Annotated in this window: 17 protein-coding genes; 7 read left to right on the plus strand and 10 right to left on the minus strand. The window is 63.6% G+C overall.

Features of this window, described 5'->3' with window-relative positions; all coding sequences use genetic code 11:
- The first annotated feature begins 45 nt into the window (after positions 1 to 45).
- A complete protein-coding gene (locus CH306_RS10510; RefSeq protein WP_068054534.1) occupies positions 46 to 1,347 on the plus strand; it encodes an MFS transporter in 1,302 nt (433 codons plus the stop codon).
- 191 nt (positions 1,348 to 1,538) lie between these two features.
- Here CH306_RS10510 and CH306_RS10515 read toward each other — a convergent pair whose 3' ends face one another.
- The 3 genes from CH306_RS10515 to CH306_RS10525 all read right to left on the minus strand — a co-directional run bounded on the left by CH306_RS10515 (position 1,539) and on the right by CH306_RS10525 (position 3,025).
- Entirely contained in the window at positions 1,539 to 2,219 is a 681-nt protein-coding gene (locus CH306_RS10515) for a hypothetical protein (protein ID WP_094646549.1), read from the minus strand.
- Between the two features lie 90 nt (positions 2,220 to 2,309).
- A complete protein-coding gene (locus CH306_RS10520; RefSeq protein ID WP_094646550.1) occupies positions 2,310 to 2,624 on the minus strand; it encodes a winged helix-turn-helix transcriptional regulator in 315 nt (104 codons plus the stop codon).
- Entirely contained in the window at positions 2,621 to 3,025 is a 405-nt protein-coding gene (locus CH306_RS10525) for a VOC family protein (protein WP_094646551.1), read from the minus strand. Before CH306_RS10525 ends, CH306_RS10520 begins: the two co-directional genes overlap by 4 nt.
- A 304-nt stretch (positions 3,026 to 3,329) precedes the next feature.
- Between CH306_RS10525 and CH306_RS10530 the strand changes: the two genes are divergently transcribed.
- Positions 3,330 to 4,130 (plus strand): AbiJ-NTD4 domain-containing protein, encoded by an 801-nt coding sequence (locus tag CH306_RS10530; RefSeq protein ID WP_094646552.1) that lies wholly within the window; start codon positions 3,330 to 3,332, stop codon positions 4,128 to 4,130.
- Between the two features lie 380 nt (positions 4,131 to 4,510).
- The gene (locus CH306_RS10535) at positions 4,511 to 4,987 is read left to right on the plus strand and encodes a helix-turn-helix transcriptional regulator (protein WP_179273017.1); all 477 of its coding nucleotides are present in this window, start codon (positions 4,511 to 4,513) and stop codon (positions 4,985 to 4,987) included.
- Between the two features lie 240 nt (positions 4,988 to 5,227).
- Here CH306_RS10535 and CH306_RS10540 read toward each other — a convergent pair whose 3' ends face one another.
- A complete protein-coding gene (locus CH306_RS10540) occupies positions 5,228 to 5,710 on the minus strand; it encodes a hypothetical protein (RefSeq protein ID WP_045200793.1) in 483 nt (160 codons plus the stop codon).
- A gap of 261 nt (positions 5,711 to 5,971) precedes the next feature.
- Between CH306_RS10540 and CH306_RS10550 the strand changes: the two genes are divergently transcribed.
- A complete protein-coding gene (locus CH306_RS10550; protein WP_306436630.1) occupies positions 5,972 to 7,225 on the plus strand; it encodes an EAL domain-containing protein in 1,254 nt (417 codons plus the stop codon).
- A gap of 589 nt (positions 7,226 to 7,814) precedes the next feature.
- The gene (locus CH306_RS10555) at positions 7,815 to 8,459 is read left to right on the plus strand and encodes a hypothetical protein (protein ID WP_068054540.1); all 645 of its coding nucleotides are present in this window, start codon (positions 7,815 to 7,817) and stop codon (positions 8,457 to 8,459) included.
- A gap of 12 nt (positions 8,460 to 8,471) precedes the next feature.
- Here CH306_RS10555 and CH306_RS10560 read toward each other — a convergent pair whose 3' ends face one another.
- On the minus strand, positions 8,472 to 9,641 hold the full coding sequence (locus CH306_RS10560) for a GGDEF domain-containing protein (RefSeq protein WP_094646555.1): 1,170 nt from the start codon (positions 9,639 to 9,641) through the stop codon (positions 8,472 to 8,474).
- Between the two features lie 78 nt (positions 9,642 to 9,719).
- Positions 9,720 to 10,748, minus strand: coding sequence for an Rv1355c family protein (locus CH306_RS10565; protein WP_094646556.1), 1,029 nt, complete (start codon positions 10,746 to 10,748; stop codon positions 9,720 to 9,722).
- A gap of 269 nt (positions 10,749 to 11,017) precedes the next feature.
- Here CH306_RS10565 and CH306_RS10570 point away from each other — a divergent pair, with 269 nt between their 5' ends.
- Positions 11,018 to 12,283, plus strand: coding sequence for an EAL domain-containing protein (locus CH306_RS10570; RefSeq protein ID WP_094638806.1), 1,266 nt, complete (start codon positions 11,018 to 11,020; stop codon positions 12,281 to 12,283).
- A gap of 21 nt (positions 12,284 to 12,304) precedes the next feature.
- On the opposite strand, the gene lpdA is transcribed toward CH306_RS10570, so the two are convergent.
- The 4 genes from lpdA to CH306_RS10590 are packed head-to-tail and all read right to left on the minus strand — an operon-like array spanning position 12,305 to position 17,068.
- Positions 12,305 to 13,672, minus strand: a complete 1,368-nt coding sequence (gene lpdA, locus CH306_RS10575) for a dihydrolipoyl dehydrogenase (protein WP_094646557.1) — start codon at positions 13,670 to 13,672, stop codon at positions 12,305 to 12,307.
- Positions 13,669 to 14,955, minus strand: a complete 1,287-nt coding sequence (locus CH306_RS10580; protein WP_094646558.1) for a dihydrolipoamide acetyltransferase family protein — start codon at positions 14,953 to 14,955, stop codon at positions 13,669 to 13,671. Before CH306_RS10580 ends, lpdA begins: the two co-directional genes overlap by 4 nt.
- Positions 14,952 to 15,956, minus strand: a complete 1,005-nt coding sequence (locus CH306_RS10585; protein WP_094646559.1) for an alpha-ketoacid dehydrogenase subunit beta — start codon at positions 15,954 to 15,956, stop codon at positions 14,952 to 14,954. The genes CH306_RS10580 and CH306_RS10585 overlap by 4 nt, the downstream gene beginning before the upstream one ends.
- Complete coding sequence (locus tag CH306_RS10590) at positions 15,953 to 17,068, minus strand: thiamine pyrophosphate-dependent dehydrogenase E1 component subunit alpha (RefSeq protein ID WP_094646560.1); 1,116 nt, start codon at positions 17,066 to 17,068, stop codon at positions 15,953 to 15,955. Before CH306_RS10590 ends, CH306_RS10585 begins: the two co-directional genes overlap by 4 nt.
- A 158-nt stretch (positions 17,069 to 17,226) precedes the next feature.
- On the opposite strand from CH306_RS10590, the gene CH306_RS10595 reads away from it, so the two are divergent.
- On the plus strand, positions 17,227 to 17,712 hold the full coding sequence (locus CH306_RS10595; RefSeq protein ID WP_045198207.1) for an Lrp/AsnC family transcriptional regulator: 486 nt from the start codon (positions 17,227 to 17,229) through the stop codon (positions 17,710 to 17,712).
- The last annotated feature ends 8 nt before the right edge of the window (positions 17,713 to 17,720 follow it).

A 17,720-nucleotide genomic window follows, 5' to 3' on the forward strand; every position in this document is an offset into this window, starting at 1 on the left:
CTTCAGTATCCGAGCGCCGGAGCCCGAACGAAACGAGACAAGTCGATGTCAACACAGGTCGAGACGCCCACCGGGGTGTCGCGCGAGCACCGCCGCGCCGCGATGGCCAGCATGGTCGGAACCACGGTCGAGTGGTACGACTTCTTCATCTACGCGCAGGCGGCGTCGCTGATCTTCGCCCAACTGTTCTTCGCGCCCATGGGCTCGTCCGGGCAGCTCGTCGCCTACGTCACCATCGGCATCAGCTTCGTCTTCCGGCCTCTCGGGGCCATCGTTGCGGGGTACTTCGGTGACAAGATCGGTCGCAAGAAGGTCCTCATCGCGACCCTCACCCTGATGGGTGCGGCGACCGTCGGTATGGGACTGCTGCCGACCTACGCGACCATCGGCATCTGGGCCCCGATCATCCTGATCGTGCTGCGCATCCTGCAGGGATTCTCCACCGGCGGCGAGTGGGGCGGCGCGGCGCTGATGGCCGTCGAACATGCCCCGAAGGGCAAGCGCGGAATCTACGGTGCCGCAACCCAGATGGGCGTTCCGCTCGGCATGCTCATCGCGGTGGGAACGTTGGCGTTGTGCACCGGCTTGCTCAGTGAGGAGCAGTTCGAGGCCTGGGGCTGGCGCATCCCGTTCCTGATCAGCTTCGTGCTCATCCTCGTCGGTTTCTACATCCGACGCCGCGTCGAGGAGACTCCGGTGTTTAAGGAGCTCGCAGAACGCAAGGAGCGCAACCACACTCCGGTTCGTGCACTGTGGCGCACCAACAAGAAGCAGGTCATGCTCGCTGCGCTGTCGTTCATCGGCACCAACGGAAACGGCTACATCATCGTCGGCGGTTTCATCGTGGCGTACTCGACGCGCGAACACGGACTCGCTCGCGTGGATGTGTTGGTGGCCAGCCTGTTCGCGGCCATCGTCTGGGGAGTGTTCACTCTGCTCGGCGCACATCTGTCCGATCGCTACGCCCGCACCACGATCATGAACCTCGGCAACGCGGCAATGGTGTTGTGCGCCATTCCATTCTTCCTTCTCGTCGACACCGGTGAGTTGCACTGGATCTACGTCGCCCTCGGGCTGTTCGCCGTCGGACTCGGACTGTCGTACGGACCGCAGCCGGCTCTGTACGCCGAGATGTTCCCTGCTGCTGTGCGTTTTAGTGGAGCATCCATCGGCTACGCGATCGGCACGGTGCTCGGTGGAGCTTTCGTTCCGACGATTTCCGAGGCACTGTTCAAGGGAACCGGCACCTCGATGTCGATCTCGATCTACCTGATGATCCTGGCGGCGATCTCCTTCGTGGCAACCTCGCGCATCAAGAACCGTCGAGACGAGGATCTGAACGTCTGACGCACCTGCTCGAAAGCCCCGAAACCATCACGGTTTCGGGGCTTTCGTTGTATGTACGCAAGACCGACCGCGACGGCTGAATCAACACGGACCAACGCGCCCGCTCGTTGCCATCTTCGCCAGACTGCCTGCAGGGAAAGGATAAGGCAGGACCGGGTTTTCGATCATGCCGACCGATCGCGGCCCCGGATTCACTCGCTCGCGCATTGTTCGTGCTGACGTGGCATGTGGCGTCGGCGATCGGCGCGGATCGCTGCGGTGACCAGAGTGACTGTCGCGGCGACAACGCACAGCCAGCTGAGCCAGAGCAGACCGCCGATCGAGGTGGTCACGCCAGCACCCCCGAAGGCGACCGCGCCCGCGACCAGACGGTTGAGGTGACGTTTTCCCGGTTGCCGGACAACGCTTGCGACGAGACCCAGCCCGATGACGGCGAGGGCGAAGCCAACGATGATGTAGACGTGCGGCCGGTCGCTTCGAGTTGTCAGAAAGATCAGTTCGTCCGGGTTGGTCATCTGGAAGAGGGTCACTGCTACGCCCGTCGCAGCAGCAATCCCGCAGGCCGTGCATGTGTTACGAACGGCTTTCCCGCTTCGCAGCCACACAGCCACGACCGCGAAGGGCGTCACCCATACAGTCAACGCGAGATAGACCGGCCACATCTCGGACGGTGCGACCGAGGCCGCAGGCTCGTACAGATTTCGGTCCGGAAGTATCCATGCTCCGACGAGCGTCAGCCAGGCGGCGGGGACGGTCCATGCAACCGCAGCCACCCAGGACAGCGCACCCCGTTTGCCGACGATCGCCGCGACCGCCGACACTCCGACCCAGATCGCGATGTAGAACACGATCAGGGCTTGTGCCGTATTCACTCGTTTCCACAGCCCTCTCACGCAGTTGTTCGGTGTGTTGTCCCGCGCGTGCAATCACTCCCATGAGGTCGCCGACGATGAGGGTGCCGGTCAGGTCGCGCTCACGTCGGAATCACGAACTGGTGGTGCAGCTTCTTTGCCCCAGCGCTGGAGTGCGCCGACTGCATCACGCAAAGCGAGACCTCTCTCGGTCAGCGCATACGCCCGAGTGTTGTGCCGGAGGGGGAGACGAGTCAACACGCCGGCCGCTTCGAGTTCGCGTAGTCGGGTAGCGAGCATGTTCGTCGGTACTCCGAGGTCGCGCTGCAGATCGCCGTACCGTTGCGGTTCCGCGAGTAACCGCTCGACGATGAGAAGTGACCACCGGGCACCGACGATGTCGAGGGCGGCGGCGAGGTCGCTCATTCGGCCGTATCGGTGGCCGGCTTCATCCAGAACGGCGAGTAGTGGTAGCCGTCGAGGTCGTCGAACTGACGTTGATACATGAAGGCGTAGTCATCGGTGTCTCCGATGCGTCCGCCGGCAGCGCCGGCGCGCTCGGTCAACTCGTCGACTGCCTCTCGGCTACCGAGGTCGAACGAGACCGTGACCTTCGACGGGGTGTCGGGTCCGCCGATCAGCTCCTCGGTGCCGCCCACGCTCGCGTACATCTCGCGACTGCCGAGCATGACGTACTGCCCCGGTGTGATGGCGAAGCACGACACGTTGTGATCGGACATCTCGGTGTTCAGGGGCCAACCGAGCGCAGTGTAGAAGGCGGTCGCGCGTTCCACGCTCTCGACGGGGCAGGTGATGAACAGGCTCATGCCCTCGATGCTTGCAAAATGCAAGTGCGGCGTCAAGGTCTGAGTTTTGCGACCTCAACTCAGTTGCTCGATGGAACGGCCGAGCATTCTGCTCGGCCCAAAGCAGTCACTCGGATGGGCTGACCTTGTCCACCATCGCCGTCGTCAATGCAAAGATTTGTTCTGTCCAAGTCGCGTAGGGGCTTCAAGTCGCCGTCCAGGCTGACCCCTGTGGCGTACTCGACGGTTGGGGCCTGCGGACGCCCACGTCGTTGTATATACGCGTTAAGGTCGGCACCAATGACGGTTGGTGCATGATCGCTGTATGCGCTTCTCACAACGGCACGGACACGTTGCGGTCAGATCCGCCATCCAGCTCGAAGGATTGGACGACGCGGCGCGAACAGAGATTTGGAACATGATTTACTCGCTCATATTTGATGGCTCGGAGCGGTACCAAATCGACTATCTGTTCCGTCCCATTTGGGCTTTCACCTTCGAGCGAGACGCGGACGACTACGGGAACATCTACATCGATCGACATGTGAAGAATCTGGTAAAGGTAGGAGCATGGTACGAAGTCTACGATTTGATCGAAGCGATTTACCCACATCACGATTCTTTCGCTGAGTACATCAACCGAGTGCTGGAATCGGTACGATCGGGCTACCGAGTCGTGGACGGCAAGGTTGCCCCGATCTCCACTGACGAGGAGATCGCAGAAGTCGAGCGTGCTATCGCCACCGATCATTCCGGTGTCAGTCACCACTTCACGCGCGCACTGGAGCTCTTCGCCGATCGCGAAGCACCGGACTATGCAAATTCCATTAAGGAATCCGTCAGTGCGGTCGAATCAAAAACTCGCGATTTGACCGGCAAGACCACACTCGGTGCCGCGTTGGACGAGATCAAGAAGGCCGGAACTTTCACACATCCAGCGCTCATCGACGGGTGGAAGAAAATTTATGGGTGGGTCAGCGACTCCGACGGGGTGCGACACGGAGGCCAACAGGTACCGGCGGTTGATCAGAATCTCGCCCGATACATGCTGGTGACCTGTTCTGCGTTCGTCAATCTACTAAGTGGCGCACAGAACACTGGCGAGGAGACCGAGAGCCAACATTAGTGGCGTCTCGATTCGTGGATCGCCCACGATCACGGCTCTTTCAAATAATCACTCGGCGGTCGCCTGGAGGCCGCTTTCGCAGGTCGCGGGTGGTGCCTTGTAAGACCACTGAGTCGGGCAAGCTTCCAAAGGTGACCGAATGCCACCGGCCACGTGCTGGTGACATTCGGCAAAGACGCTAGCGCGCCGTGAAGCCCCCTTGATACGCAGGAGTTGGCCGACGAGTAGACCGACGGGGCCGAGTCCGACGACGGCAGCGGTTCGCATTCGGGTCTGACATGCGGCAGCTGCTCATCGATGTGCCACGAGAGACAATGCAGCAGCAATTCGGGCGATCGGATATCGACCGACCGATCGTCTCGAGTGCTCAGTCGGCGACCGTGCAAGCACTCACAGGCGCGCTGTTCGGCCCGGAAGGCGGCGGTTCTGCTCCCCGAATCGAGATCGAGAAGTCATCCGCCCTTGTGGAATTCATCGCGACGATGGCCGGACTGGCAAATGATCTCGGTGCGATTCGACAGCAACAAGCCCTGTCCTTCATCGCGGCCAACATTTCGAATCCCGAGCTGTCCGCCGCCGACGTCGCATCCGCTCTGAGAGTGACGCTGCGGCATCTCAACCGTTCGATGGCTCAGGCTGGAACATCGGTCAGTAGGACCATACGAGAAGAGCGGCTCGACCGCGCGATTCTCGCGCTGCAGACGACAGTCAACAAAAGCATCAGCGATATTGCCGCCGAATGGGGATTCAGCTCGCACGCTCAGCTCTCGACCTTGGTTCGCCGACACTACGATCTCACCCCGAGTGAAGTGCGAGATCACCCCGGGCCTCTTCGATTCGTCAGGGAATCGCGCTGACGCCAGGTTCGCGAAAGCTGCTGCGGCGCAGTATATGCAGGGGCTATCCTGACGTAGTCGATACTGTCGACGCACAGTACTACTCCAGTTCGACGTCGCCGGCGACTCGATGAGGCCCGTGGCTGACGGCCTGACCGCTGTCGGGGTGCCGATCAGGACGCGACGCGGTCGCGCGAATGCATGCTCGACCCGAACTGTGAACGGGCCGCTCGAATACTCGACACGTGTGGAGTGTGCGTTTCAATCGGCTCGCTCGACGCCACTGCGTGTGAGGACCAGTCCGGTCCCCACGACGCCGATGATGGTGATCGCCAGCGCAATCGATGACCAGCCCTCGCTGTGCCAGTACACATCTTCGAGCGTGATGAGCAATGCTGCTTCGTCGACGATCAGCGCCAGGGCCACCCCGAGTACCGCTCCCATCCACGACCGTGTCCGTGGCGAACGGTCCACGAGACCGAAGACGGCGACGGCTGCCAGCAACAGAATCCCCCACAGGTAGTGGTGCAGGTGCACTCCGCCGGCGCTGATGTCGCCGACATCGCTGGTGTCGATATGTATAAGCCAGGTGACCAGCCGGGCACCGCCGAAGGTGACGGTGAATGCCAACCACGCCAGCACGATTCCGCGGCGCGCCGGGTCGATCTGTCTCCAGCGGTAGGGAAATCCGAAGCGGGCGTGCTGGGTTGTCTCGGAGTCGTCGTCAACAGGTTCGTTCGGCATCACGGTCATTGTTCCGCATCGGCGCTAACGGTCCGGTACGCGCGTTCGTGCGTCTACAGACGGTCCGCACTCAGAGTTCCACAGCGACCGGTTGCGCCGGAGGCGACCGCTCGAAGACGTGTCGTGGCAGCGCGATCGCCTCGCGCGGTATCGTCGGTTCGGTGTCGAGTCGCCGGCACTCGTATCGACCTATCCGTCTGACTTCGGATCGGTTTTTCGACGAAGGCCAGGGCGACCTCGCGTGGCCGGGGAGGATTCTGCATGGCAGCACATCGCGACACCGAGACCGCGCATTCACCGTCCACCTCGTTCTCGGAATCGATAGGACTGGTCGTCACCATGCAGTTCGCACCCATCCGACGACTCGACGACAACGCCCTTGCCGGAGCCGAACTCCAACTACGAGGCCCTGCCGGTTCTGCACTGGACTCCGCTGACGCGCTGCGCCGCGCCGCGCACCTGATGCAACAGCGACCCCAATTCGATCTGCACAAGACCACACTTGCGAACACCGCACCTGCACGCACCCTCGCCGAACACCTGCCCCTGATCCTCACCGTCGACGCGCAGTCACGCCGCGCCCTCGACGACAGCGACCGCGAACGCACATCGACGATGCTCGAACGCGTCGTCGTCACCGTCGACGCCTCAGCCGTCCTCGCCGACCCCCACCAGGCCATGGCCGCAATAGCATCCGCGCGGACCGGTGGAAAGCTGATCGCACTCGACGGCGTCGGAGACCACCCCCACGCGACGACCCTTCTGCCGTTGATCGAGCCCGACATCGTCATCACCGCAGCGGACCTGCTCACCGAAACCGGACACGACGTCGGAACCACCACTCATGCCCTCGCCGCCTACGCCGAGCGCTCCCACGCAGTGATCGTCGCCGAAGGCGTCGACACCGAAGCCACCCGCCTGGCCGCGATCACCATCGGAGCCACATACGGAACGGGGCAACTGTTCCCGGCAGTCGAAGACCCTGCCGAACTCCTCGACGAGCCGGTCGTTCCTATGCCCGCTGACCCGGTCTGGACCACACCGACCACCGACTCGAGCACCCCCTACGCGATCGCCTCGGCACACGCCACCGCCCGGCGCGGAACGAAAAAGCTGTTGATTCAGATGAGCAAATCCCTCGAAGCGCACGCCGCAGCGTCCGGATCATCGATGATCGCACTCGGCACTTTCCAACGCGCACAACACTTCACACCCACCACCTCCGCTCGATGGCATCATCTCGCAGAAACCATTGGTTTCGCCGGGGTCTACGGCGTGGGCCTACCCGCCCTCGTCGACGGCAACGTTCGACATGCCCCACTCGACCCGGGCGACCCACTCGTCCAGGAATGGACCGTCATCACCCTCGGTCCACACCACGCGGCACTTCTGTCCGCACGTGACCGCCACGACAACGGCCCTGACCTCGACCGCACTTTCGACTTCGTGCAGACCTTCGACCGAGCCACCGTCACCCAAGCCGCCCGAGCGATTCTGCGGCGCTACCCGCACTGAACAGCACACATCGGCCAGCATGCGGGGTCCCACGGCCGCCGGACAGCATCCTCGGTTCCAGCGAACAATGCGCACCTATGCAGATTTCAGGGACGCAGCCGTGGGTCAGCTGGACTCGCGATCGACACAGCTCGTTCGATTCAGATGCTCACACGGATCACTCTCCTGATGGAGAGCGTGCCGCTGACCGCCTCGGACATCATGACCTGGATATGTGATTATCCACAGTGACTGCAGACCTTCTGTCGGGTTCGACCAGTGATATGTCACAGAGCTACGACAAATAACAGGTCTGCAGTACGTTTTAGGCTATTCCGCTGGTCCGTAGGGTTGTTTTCTGGACACAATAGGTTTGACGATTGTTCAGGAATCAACCATGCCCTCGATTTTGCCCCAGAAGGGCGTCGAGGGATCAGCCAGGAGTGCGCCCATGACTACCCCTCTCCTCCCCGACGTGCCCTCGGCACGCACCATCGAATACGTAGACCGTTCCCGCTCGGTTTGCAGTGTGCCGACGGACAGGACGGGCCTCGTCCGGGGGCGAGGGCTGGACTCCGTTCACCGGTCGACGCCTTGCGCGGACGGAGCCTTGACATTGACAGCCGCGACGCCGTCGGGCTCCCCGGAACTGTGGTCCCGCTACGTCGAAGGAGCATGGGAGTCGTATTCACGCCACGGTGTCACCGCGGCTCTCGACATGGAAGAAGTGGCTTCCGGCGCAACGACAGCACTGTTCTACGTGGTGTGCGATGAGGCAGGAGAGATGCTCGGCGGCGTTCGAGCCCAGGGGCCGTACGCGATGGTCGAGCAATCCCATGTCCTCACCGAGTGGAAGGACTCGCCCGGACTGGCACCGGTTACCGACCTGCTTCGGTCTCGACTTCCCCACGGAATCGTCGAAATGAAAAGCGCGTGGGTCGATGCGGGGGCCGCAGGGCGGACGGTGTCGAATGTCCTGGCTCGAACAGCGTTGCCGACGCTCGAATTGACCGGCAGCCGGTACCTGTTCGCCAGCGCGGCCGATCACGTCCTGCGTTTGTGGGAGAGTTCCGGTGGGCGGATCGACCACGGCATCCCCGCTGCCGCGTATCCGAGCGAGCAGTACCGGACCGTCATGATGTGGTGGGACCGAACTACCCTCGCGCAGGCCGCGCAGCCCGAGGTGTGGCGCTCGATGGTCGACGAGGTCCGCGCACTGTGCGGGGACGATCGGCAGGTCCTGTTCGTGGCATAGCGGCTCGCTACATCACTGGCGTCGACCATTTTCGTGTTGCCGACCCTGTAGGGTGCCCTGCCAGCTGATCGTCAAGGTCCCCGCGTGGCAGGCGCGGTCTCGGCCGTCGGTCTTGGCTCGGTAGAGCGCGGCATCAGCGGCGCGGACGACTGCATCGAGTACTTGATCGAGACCGCCCGATTCGGTCGAAGCGAAGCTTGTCGCGGGTGACGCACCGTCATCGGACGCGGCCGGTCGCACGTCCACAGTCACCGTTCCGATACTCACGGTCACCGTGCAGTCGGACCGGACTCGGTCGAGTATCCGCCGCGTGAGCTCGTGATCCTCTCGGTGTGTGGCGAGGATCAGGAACTCTTCGCCGCCGGTCCGGGCAACCACCGCATCCGATGCGCCGACCACCGCGTGCACCGCATTCGCCAGGGTGGCGGCAACCGCGGCGAGCGTTCGGTCGCCGGCTGTGTGACCGGCCGTGTCGTTGACGGCCTTGAAGTAGTCGACGTCGACTACGAGCGCAGACAACGGTTTCCCTCGCTCGCAGGCCTCGTGCACCAGGATCCCGGCGTTCGACAGCAGTCCGCGTCGATTGACCAGACCGGTCAGCGGATCCGTGTCGGCCAGTTGTTGCAGTTTCCGGTTGACCACCGACAGTGTTCGGCGCAGGCCACCGATGAGCGCGACCGGCACCAGCACCGTGGTCACGGCGGCACCGATAGCGACCGCAGTCACCGCCCACCCGGAAGACCCCACACTGATCACCGACAGTGCCGTGGCCATCACCACCGAGACCGCGGACAGGCCGGCAGTCACACGTGGTGGTGAGCTCGATGCGGCGATGGCCGGAACGATGGCCAACATCGAGGTGACCGCACGCGTTCCTGCCGGATCCGCGATCAGGTAGGCACTGATCGCGACTCCGGTCATACCCCCGAAACCCAGGACCGCGAATTGGCGTTCGCTCAACCGCCCCACCCTGGCGGCGAAGAGCACGGTGACTGCGGTGAACGTCAGCACGGCGATGAGAACCGGAAGTGCGTTCGGCCGTAGGAATGTCGGTGACAGCAGCGCAATGGCCAACAGCGGCACCGCACCGGTGGCGCTCGCGATGACTGCGGCCGTGCGGGTGTCGAGCCGTGATCGCCAGAAGTTCGTGCGCCGACGAGGCGACTGGTCGATCACGTTCATCGGATGATTCCTCGGATCAGGGTTGGGCGAACCCCACAAACAGTATCTGTCGGAGCTCCTCGCCGGTGGTGCGCCCGCTCACACGTTTGCAGGACCGGCGGCAGGGTCGAGGCCGGTGCGTACCAACCCATCCAGATCGATCCGCCGCCGACCTGAAGGAAGTGGTCCGCCGCGGCCGAATGCCCTCACGGCAGCGGTTACAGCGGCACCCCCGAGTGCGACGTCTCCGCCGAGCTGGGGCCACGTCGAGAGCGTGCGCCCGATCTCCGGCACCGACGCAATCATTCGAGGGGTCAGCTTGCTCGGTTCGAGCAACGTCGCTGCAATTGTGCTTTTCTGCTCGATGGTCATGTCGGCCAGATCCTCGGTGTCCATTTCGCCGAGCAGTCCGTGAAACACCGGTCGGTCGGGTTCGAGATCGAAGCGTTCGATATCGAGGACGCCTCCGTCGCTGGTCTCCATCACCACAGGAATACCTCGGGCGCGGGCGTGCTGGCGGACCAGCAATTTGGTGTCGATCGAGTCGCATTCCTCGACGACGAGATCGAGTCCGTCGAGAAAGCCACCGAGCGTCTCGGCCGTCACACCGTTCGCGAAGACCTGCACATTCAGATAGGGGTCGAGCTCGGAAATTCGTCGGGCTGCCACGACCGCTTTGTTCACGCCCAGATCGAGCACCGAAGTCGGGACGCGGTTGAGATTCGACAGATCGAGCTCGTCGAAGTCGGCCAGACGCAACTCCCCGCACAATCCCTCCAGTGCGAGGGTATGCGCGACGGCATGACCGACACTCAGCCCGACGATTCCCACCCGCAGACCTCTGAACCGGGCTTGCTCTTCGGTGGTGATCTTGTTTCTGTTGCGGTCCAGTCGCAGCCGATCGAAGCCGCGTGGACCGAGGACCCGCACCAGTGAGCGCCGCCATGGGTAGTACACCCACCGTGGCTCTTCCGCGAGGTCGCCCGCGATCGCGGGAAGCAGCCCACGAAGCGAGGCCAACTGGTCGGGTGTCGTGTCGACGACGCCGATGGCGGGATCGTCGATCAGACCACGGACGATCGAGTCGTGTTCGTGCTCGGACGGATCGAACACTCTGTGCTCTGACATTGCTGAGTCTCCGCATCTTTCGGATGATTGTCGCCGACGGGCGGCACTGATCACGTCCCACAGCCGGACGCGACACCAGGCTGGTTCACGTTACTGAACAACGGGCGGCAATCATTGCCAGGCTGCGGATCGCTTGATAAGAACTAATCAGACGCCGTCCATCCGCTGTGGTGAAGCCCGCGTACGGACAACGCGCCCGCGTGCCGCGGCACAGGGAACGAAAGTCTCTGTGTACGTGCAGCGGTGGGACCGAGAACGTGGGGTGAGAATTGGGCGTCGACAGGGGCTTCGACGAGCGTTTCGGCTCACTGACCTCGATCTTTCAGCCGATCGTCGACTCGAGAACCGGGTTGGTCGTCGCGCACGAGGCACTCACCCGGTGGCCGGCGTTTCCGGACACCTCGCCGGAACAGATCTTCGACATCGCTCGCACCATGGGAATGGTCGACGAGTTGGACCGCAGATGCATTGAGTCGGCAGTCACCACAGCGGCACAGTCGACCCCTGCAGACCACGCGCCGCGTACGTTGTTCGTCAACATCGAAGCCGAAGCGATGTCCTCCGAGAACTCGTCGGCCTCGGTCCGCCGCCTCAGCCAGTTGCTCCGCGCAGGCGGCTCCCAGGTTCGGCCGGTTGCGGAATTCCCCGAACGCTCCCTGCTCACCGACCCTGCACGCCTGCTCAGATCGGCGGACCGACTCCGACGTGACGGAGTCACCATCGCTCTCGACGACGTCGGTGCCGACCCCGACTCTCTGGTACTGCTGCCCCTTCTGGCACCGGAAGTGATCAAACTCGACAGATCGTTGCTCGACGACGACCTCCCCGGCGACAAGCTCGCCACCTTGCTCGCCGTGCTCGCATACTCGAGCCGGTTCGAGGTGACACTCATCGCCGAAGGAATCGAAACCGAGAGACAGAAGGACAAGGCCTTGGCGTGGGGTGCCGACTACGGGCAAGGGTTTCATCTCGGCCGTCCCGGCCCCCTCGATGCATCCCCGACCTCCTCCTTTCCTGTGCAGCCACGCCCTCCTGTGACGAGACCGTTGACGGACATTCTCGACGACCGCGCCACCGACACGACGTCGATCTCGCTCCTCACGTCCATCTCCGACCATTTGCTCGACTTCGCGATGACGACCACCGAGACTCTGACGATCGTCGTCGCGTTCCGCGAACCGGAATTGTGCAGCGCAGACATGGCGCGCAAACTGCAGCATCTGGCGCGCCGACACCCGTACGTCAAAGCGCTCGACGCACCGCGCGCACTGTTCACTGCCACCGATGGGGTGCGCCACGCCGACCTGGTTCAACCCTCGGAAAGAATCGGTGCCATCGCCGTCATCGGCCAACGGTTCTACTGCGCCCTGGTCGCCGCCCCGCTCGACCCCGATGCTCCAGCCTCGCCGTCGAACGAGTGGAGGTATTTCTTCAGCACCGATCCGGCCCAGGTCTGCGACTCTGCGCGCACACTGATCGTGCACAGTTCGAGCCCCACCCGACCCGGGCCCGACCTGACATCGGGTCGACCATGACGAAACCTGTTCCGGCAGCGGTCAACTGTGCGCGTGCAGCGGACGTCCCGACAGCGCCATCATCGCCTCACCGAGTGCCTCGTTCTGCGTGGGGTGAGCATGCACGAAACTCCCGACTTCTGATGGCAGTGCTTCCCATGCCACGGCGAGTTGTGCCTCGCCGATCAGCTCGCCCACGCGGTCGCCGACGAGGTGAACACCGACAACCGGGCCGTCGTCACGGGCTCGAATCACTTTGACTCCGCCGGCGGTGGACAGGATGCGGCTCTTGCCGTTGCCGCCGAGGTCGTAGACAACGGAGGTCACTGTGCCGTATTTCTGCTCCGCGGCCTTTTCGGTGAGTCCCACCGACGCGACCTCCGGGTGTGAATAGGTCACGCGCGGAATGAGATCGCCGTCGATGCGTGCCGGTGCGAGGCCGGCGATGTGCTCGGCGACGAACATGCCGTGCTGAAATCCGCGGTGTGCCAACTGATATCCCGCCACGATGTCGCCGACGGCATAGACGCCGTCCACGGTGGTGAGCAGATTGTCGTCGACGCTTACGAAGCCGCGTTCGGTGGCGATGCCCTGCTCGATCAGGCCGAGGCCGTCGGTGCGGGGTCCGCGTCCGACGGACACCAGGACGAGGTCGGCCGAGAGGGTGTCCCCGGACGACAGTGACACAGAGACTGCGTCGGGAGATTCGGTGACGGACTCGACCTTGGTCCCGGTACGAATGTCGATGCCGCGCTTGCGTAATGCCTTGGTCAACTGCTTCGAGGACCATTCGTCTTCGCCGGGAACGATGCGATCGAGCGCCTCGACAACGGTGACCTTCGCACCGAACGATGCCCAGATACTGGCGAACTCGATACCGATCACACCGCCGCCGAGCACGACGACCGACTCCGGAACCCGATCGAGTGCCATCGCCCCGTCGCTGGTGAGCACGCGAGGTCCCAGTTCGATACCGGGGATGGTGCGTGAATACGACCCGGTGGCGAGAACCAGCGAGGCCCCGGTGATGCGTCGACCCTCCACCTCGACGGTGCGAGGACCGACCACCTGGCCACTACCGGACACGATTTCGATGCCCGGACGCTTCAGCAATCCCTGCAGACCTGCGTACAGGCCGGCGACCACGCTGCGCTGATAGCCCAGTGCCGCGGGCATGTCCACACCAGTGAACGATGCGGTGACGCCGACATGCGCCGAGCCGCGCACCGCGTCGGCAACCTCGGCGGTGTGCAACAGGGCCTTGGTGGGGATGCATCCGCGATGCAGACAGGTGCCACCGAGCTTGTCTTCCTCGACGAGCGCGACCGTCAGGCCGAGTTGTTCGGCACGCAGGGCGCACGAATAGCCGCCCGACCCTCCACCAAGAATGAGAACGTCCACGTCGCTCATCGGACTGATCCCAATGCCACGACGGGGTTCTCGACAAAATCGGCAACGGTGCGCAGGAACCCGCCAGCCACTCCGCCGTCGCACACGCGGTGATCGAACGCCAACGACAGCTGCGCGACTTTGCGCACGGCCAATTGGCCGTCGACCACCCACGGACGGTCGATGATGCGGCCGATGCCCAGGATCGCGGCCTCGGGATGATTGATGATCGCGGCCGAGCCGTCGACCCCGAACACCCCGTAGTTGTTGAGGGTGAACGTTCCGCCGCTCAGCCGTGCTGCGGGCAGTGAGCCGGTCCGTGCGAGTTCGGTCAGCTCGGCCAGCCGTTCGGACAGTTCCTTCAGGTCGGCCTTGTCGGCCTGCGGCACAACGGGAACCATCAGTCCACGGTCGGTCTGCGCGGCGATGCCGAGTCCGACGTTCTCGTAACGCAGGATCTCGCCTGCAGCGGTGTCGACCGTGCTGTTGAGCTCCGGGAACTTGGCCAGCGCGACCATGGTGAGCTTCGCGAGGACCGCCAGCAGCGTCACCTTGACGCCGTCTATGGAGGCATCGAGGTCGCGTCGGGCCTGCAGCAGAGCCGTCGCGTCGACGTCGACCCAGACGGTGGCCTCAGGAATTTCCGAACGGCTGCGAGAGAGCTTGTCTGCGATGGTCTTACGAATACCGGTGATGGGTATTCGCGTGACGCCCTCCGGCGAGGAAGCAACCGTCGAACTTGCCAAAGCTCGCTCGACGTCTGCACGAGTGATGACGCCGTGGCTGCCTTCTGCGTCGATACTGCCCAGATCGAGCCCACCCTTCAACGCTATGCTCCGAACGATGGGGGAGAGCACCTTCGGCGCATGTGAGTGGAAATTCGTAGCCTGGGTCGAGTTTCCGCTCACCTGCGGCGCAGCCGCTCTCTGCTGCGGCGGAGCCGCACTCCGCTTGCGACGACCGGTCGGGCCGTGTCCTGTGCCGTAGCCGATGAGCACATTGCCCGAGCCTGCGCGTTCTTCCTCGCGGTACCGCTCATGGGCGGCAGGCGTATCGGCGATAGCGCCGCCGGTGATGCTGATCAGCGGCGCGCCGACGGCCAGTGAAGTGCCCTCGGCCGCATGCAGTTCGCCGACCACACCCTCGAAGGGACACGGCACCTCGACGGACGCTTTTGCAGTTTCGACCTCGACGACGACCTGATCGATGGTGACGGTATCGCCGGGCTTGACCTTCCACTCGACGATCTCGGCCTCGGTCAGTCCCTCACCGAGATCGGGGAGCAGGAACACCTGCATGCTCATACCGTGACCGCCTTGCTGAGATCGGGAGCATCGTTCCACTGCAGCCGGTCCATCGCGTCGAGTACGCGGTCTGCGGACGGCAGGTGGAAGTGCTCGAGTTTCGGTGCCGGGTAGGGAATATCGAGTCCGGCAACGCGGAGTACAGGGGCGTGCAGGTGATGGAAGCAGCGCTCGGATACGCGTGAGGCGATCTCGGCAGCGACGCCGGCGAAGCCCTGCGCCTCCTGAATCACGATGCAGCGTCCGGTCTTACGAACCGAGGCCGCGACGGTCTCGTCGTCGAACGGATTGAGCGATCGCAGATCGATCACCTCGACGCTCCGGCCGTCCTCGGCCGCGAATTCCGCGGCCTGCATGGCGACCGACACGGTGGGTCCGTAGGCGAGAAGCGTGACGTCGGTACCGCCTCTGCGTACGACCGCCGTGCCGATCGGCTCGGTGTTTCCCAATTCGATGTCGTCCTTGGAGAAGTACAGCCGCTTCGGTTCGAGAAAGATCACCGGATCGGGATCCGCGATGGCGTCACGCATCAGTGAGTACGCGTCGGCTACGGTGGACGGGGAGACGACCTTCAGCCCCGGGGTGTGGGCGTAGTAGGCCTCGGACGAGTCGCAGTGGTGCTCGACGCCGCCGATGCCGCCCGCGAACGGGATGCGAATGACCATCGGGGCGGTGAGCGAGCCACGAGTTCTGTTGCGCAGCTTGGCCACATGGGACACGATCTGCTCGAATGCCGGGTAGGCGAACGCGTCGAACTGCATCTCGACGACGGGCTTGTAGCCCGACATCGCCATCCCGATCGCGAATCCGACGATGCCCGACTCCGCGAGCGGGGTGTCGAAGCAGCGGTCGTCACCGAAGTCGCGGGTCAGTCCGTCGGTGACGCGAAAGACGCCGCCGAGCGTGCCGACGTCCTCGCCGAAAACAACGACCCTTTCGTCCTCGGTCAACGCATCGCGGAGGGCGGCGTTGAGGGCTCCGGCCATGGTGATCGTGGTCATGACAGTTCTCCTGCTGCGATTTCGGCGGCGACCTGATTGCGCTGGTCGGTCAGGCCGGGGGTAGGGGAGGAGTAGACGAACCGGAACAGATCGTTGGGGTCGACGTCCTGCTCGACGTTCATGCCGGCGCGCAAGGCTGCAGCGTCGGCGTCGGCGGATACCGTCATCTGCTCGCGGAGCTCGTCGGTGAGGATTCCTCGGCCCTCGAGGTAGGAGTCCAAGCGTGAGAGCGGATCTCGGGCCAACCATCCTTCGACCTCGTCGGCCTTGCGGTAGCGGGTGGCGTCGTCGGCATTGGTGTGGGCGTCCATGCGGTAGGTGTGCGCCTCGACGACCACCGGTCCTTTGCCCGCGCGGACGTACTTCACTGCCTCGTCCATGACGGCCATCATCGCGACGGGGTCGTTGCCGTCGACCTGTTCGCTACCGATGCCGTAGCCGACGCCCTTGTGCGACAACGACGGAGCCGCGCTCTGACGCGCGAGCGGAACGCTGATCGCAAAACCATTGTTCTGGACCAGGAAGATGACCGGGGCCCGGAAGACGGCGGCGAAGTTCAGGGCCTCGTGGAAGTCGCCCTCGCTGGTTGCGCCGTCTCCGCAGAATGCCAGGGCGATGGTGTCTCGTCCCTGCTTGGCCTCGGCGTACGCGAAACCGGTCGCGTGCAGCAATTGTGTTGCCAGCGGTGTGCATTGGGGAGCGACCTTGTAGGCGGTCGGGTCGTAACCACAGTGCCAGTAGCCTGCGAGCATACCGAGCAACTCCACCTGGTCGACGCCTCGCGCCGCGAGAGCCATCGAGTCCCGGTACGTCGGGAACATCCAGTCCTGCTCACCCAGGCAGAGGGCTGCGGCGATCTGGCAGGCTTCCTGTCCACGCGAGGAGGGATAGACCGCGAGCCGGCCCTGCTTGGTCAATGCCGTTGCCTGCTGGTCGAATCGGCGACCGTGCACCATCGAGCGATACATCTCCAGCAGCCGTTCGTCGGACGGGCGCGCATACCGTGCGGCGCTGTCGACGCCTGTCCCGTCGGGTGCGAGATACTGCACGGGACGGTCGGCGGGCATGAACTGTTGATAGGACGTTGCCGGAACCTTCTCGACGGTCGTCATGGCGCACTCTCCTGAAATCGGCTTGTACGGCGATTCTGGCCGATTCGGTGAGGAAGAAGTCCTATGGTCGTAGAATTGCAGACATATGGCTACCGATCCTCGCGTACACCAGCGATATGTCCGTTCAGTGCATAGAACGACCAGGTAGGAGCGGACGAATGGACGACGTCTCGAGGCGTGTGGAGCTGGACGACACCGATCGGCGCATCCTCACCGAGTTGACCGCCGACGGTCGGGTCTCGATGCGGGTACTGGCCGATCGATTGAATCTCTCTCGTGCACATACGTATACGCGTGTCGATCGGTTGAAGGACTCGGGGGTCATCGAGCGGTTCACCGTGCAGGTCGACCATGCGGCGTCAGGGCTGGGGACCTCTGCGTTCATTGCGCTGTCCATCCGGCAGGATTCGTGGCGGACCGTGTCCGAGGGTTTGCGTGCAATGGAATTCGTCGACCATTTCAGTTTGCTCGGTGGCGATTTCGACGTCTTGGTGCTCATCAGGACTCCCGACAACGAGAGTTTGCGGCAGGTGGTGCTGGAGGGGTTGCAATCACTCGACGGAGTCCGCGCGACTCGCACGTGGCTGATCTTCGACGAGGACCGAGGCGGTCTGGGACGCACGACGCCGCCCACCGAACGCTGACGGTGGGC

It is taken from the genome of Rhodococcus sp. 15-725-2-2b (assembly GCF_002259075.1).
In the GTDB taxonomy this organism is placed as follows: Bacteria; Actinomycetota; Actinomycetes; order Mycobacteriales; family Mycobacteriaceae; genus Rhodococcoides.

Coding starts and splice junctions, on each gene's coding strand:
- CH306_RS10595 (WP_045198207.1), top strand. CDS start 17,227: ATGGACGACGTCTCGAGGCGTGTGGAGCTGGACGACACCGATCGGCGC.
- CH306_RS10530 (WP_094646552.1), top strand. CDS start 3,330: ATGCGCTTCTCACAACGGCACGGACACGTTGCGGTCAGATCCGCCATC.
- CH306_RS10525 (WP_094646551.1), bottom strand. CDS start 3,025: ATGAGCCTGTTCATCACCTGCCCCGTCGAGAGCGTGGAACGCGCGACC.
- CH306_RS10550 (WP_306436630.1), top strand. CDS start 5,972: ATGGCAGCACATCGCGACACCGAGACCGCGCATTCACCGTCCACCTCG.
- lpdA (WP_094646557.1), bottom strand. CDS start 13,672: ATGAGCGACGTGGACGTTCTCATTCTTGGTGGAGGGTCGGGCGGCTAT.
- CH306_RS10565 (WP_094646556.1), bottom strand. CDS start 10,748: ATGTCAGAGCACAGAGTGTTCGATCCGTCCGAGCACGAACACGACTCG.
- CH306_RS10510 (WP_068054534.1), top strand. CDS start 46: ATGTCAACACAGGTCGAGACGCCCACCGGGGTGTCGCGCGAGCACCGC.
- CH306_RS10580 (WP_094646558.1), bottom strand. CDS start 14,955: ATGAGCATGCAGGTGTTCCTGCTCCCCGATCTCGGTGAGGGACTGACC.
- CH306_RS10560 (WP_094646555.1), bottom strand. CDS start 9,641: ATGAACGTGATCGACCAGTCGCCTCGTCGGCGCACGAACTTCTGGCGA.
- CH306_RS10590 (WP_094646560.1), bottom strand. CDS start 17,068: ATGACGACCGTCGAGAAGGTTCCGGCAACGTCCTATCAACAGTTCATG.
- CH306_RS10585 (WP_094646559.1), bottom strand. CDS start 15,956: ATGACCACGATCACCATGGCCGGAGCCCTCAACGCCGCCCTCCGCGAT.
- CH306_RS10540 (WP_045200793.1), bottom strand. CDS start 5,710: ATGCCGAACGAACCTGTTGACGACGACTCCGAGACAACCCAGCACGCC.
- CH306_RS10520 (WP_094646550.1), bottom strand. CDS start 2,624: ATGAGCGACCTCGCCGCCGCCCTCGACATCGTCGGTGCCCGGTGGTCA.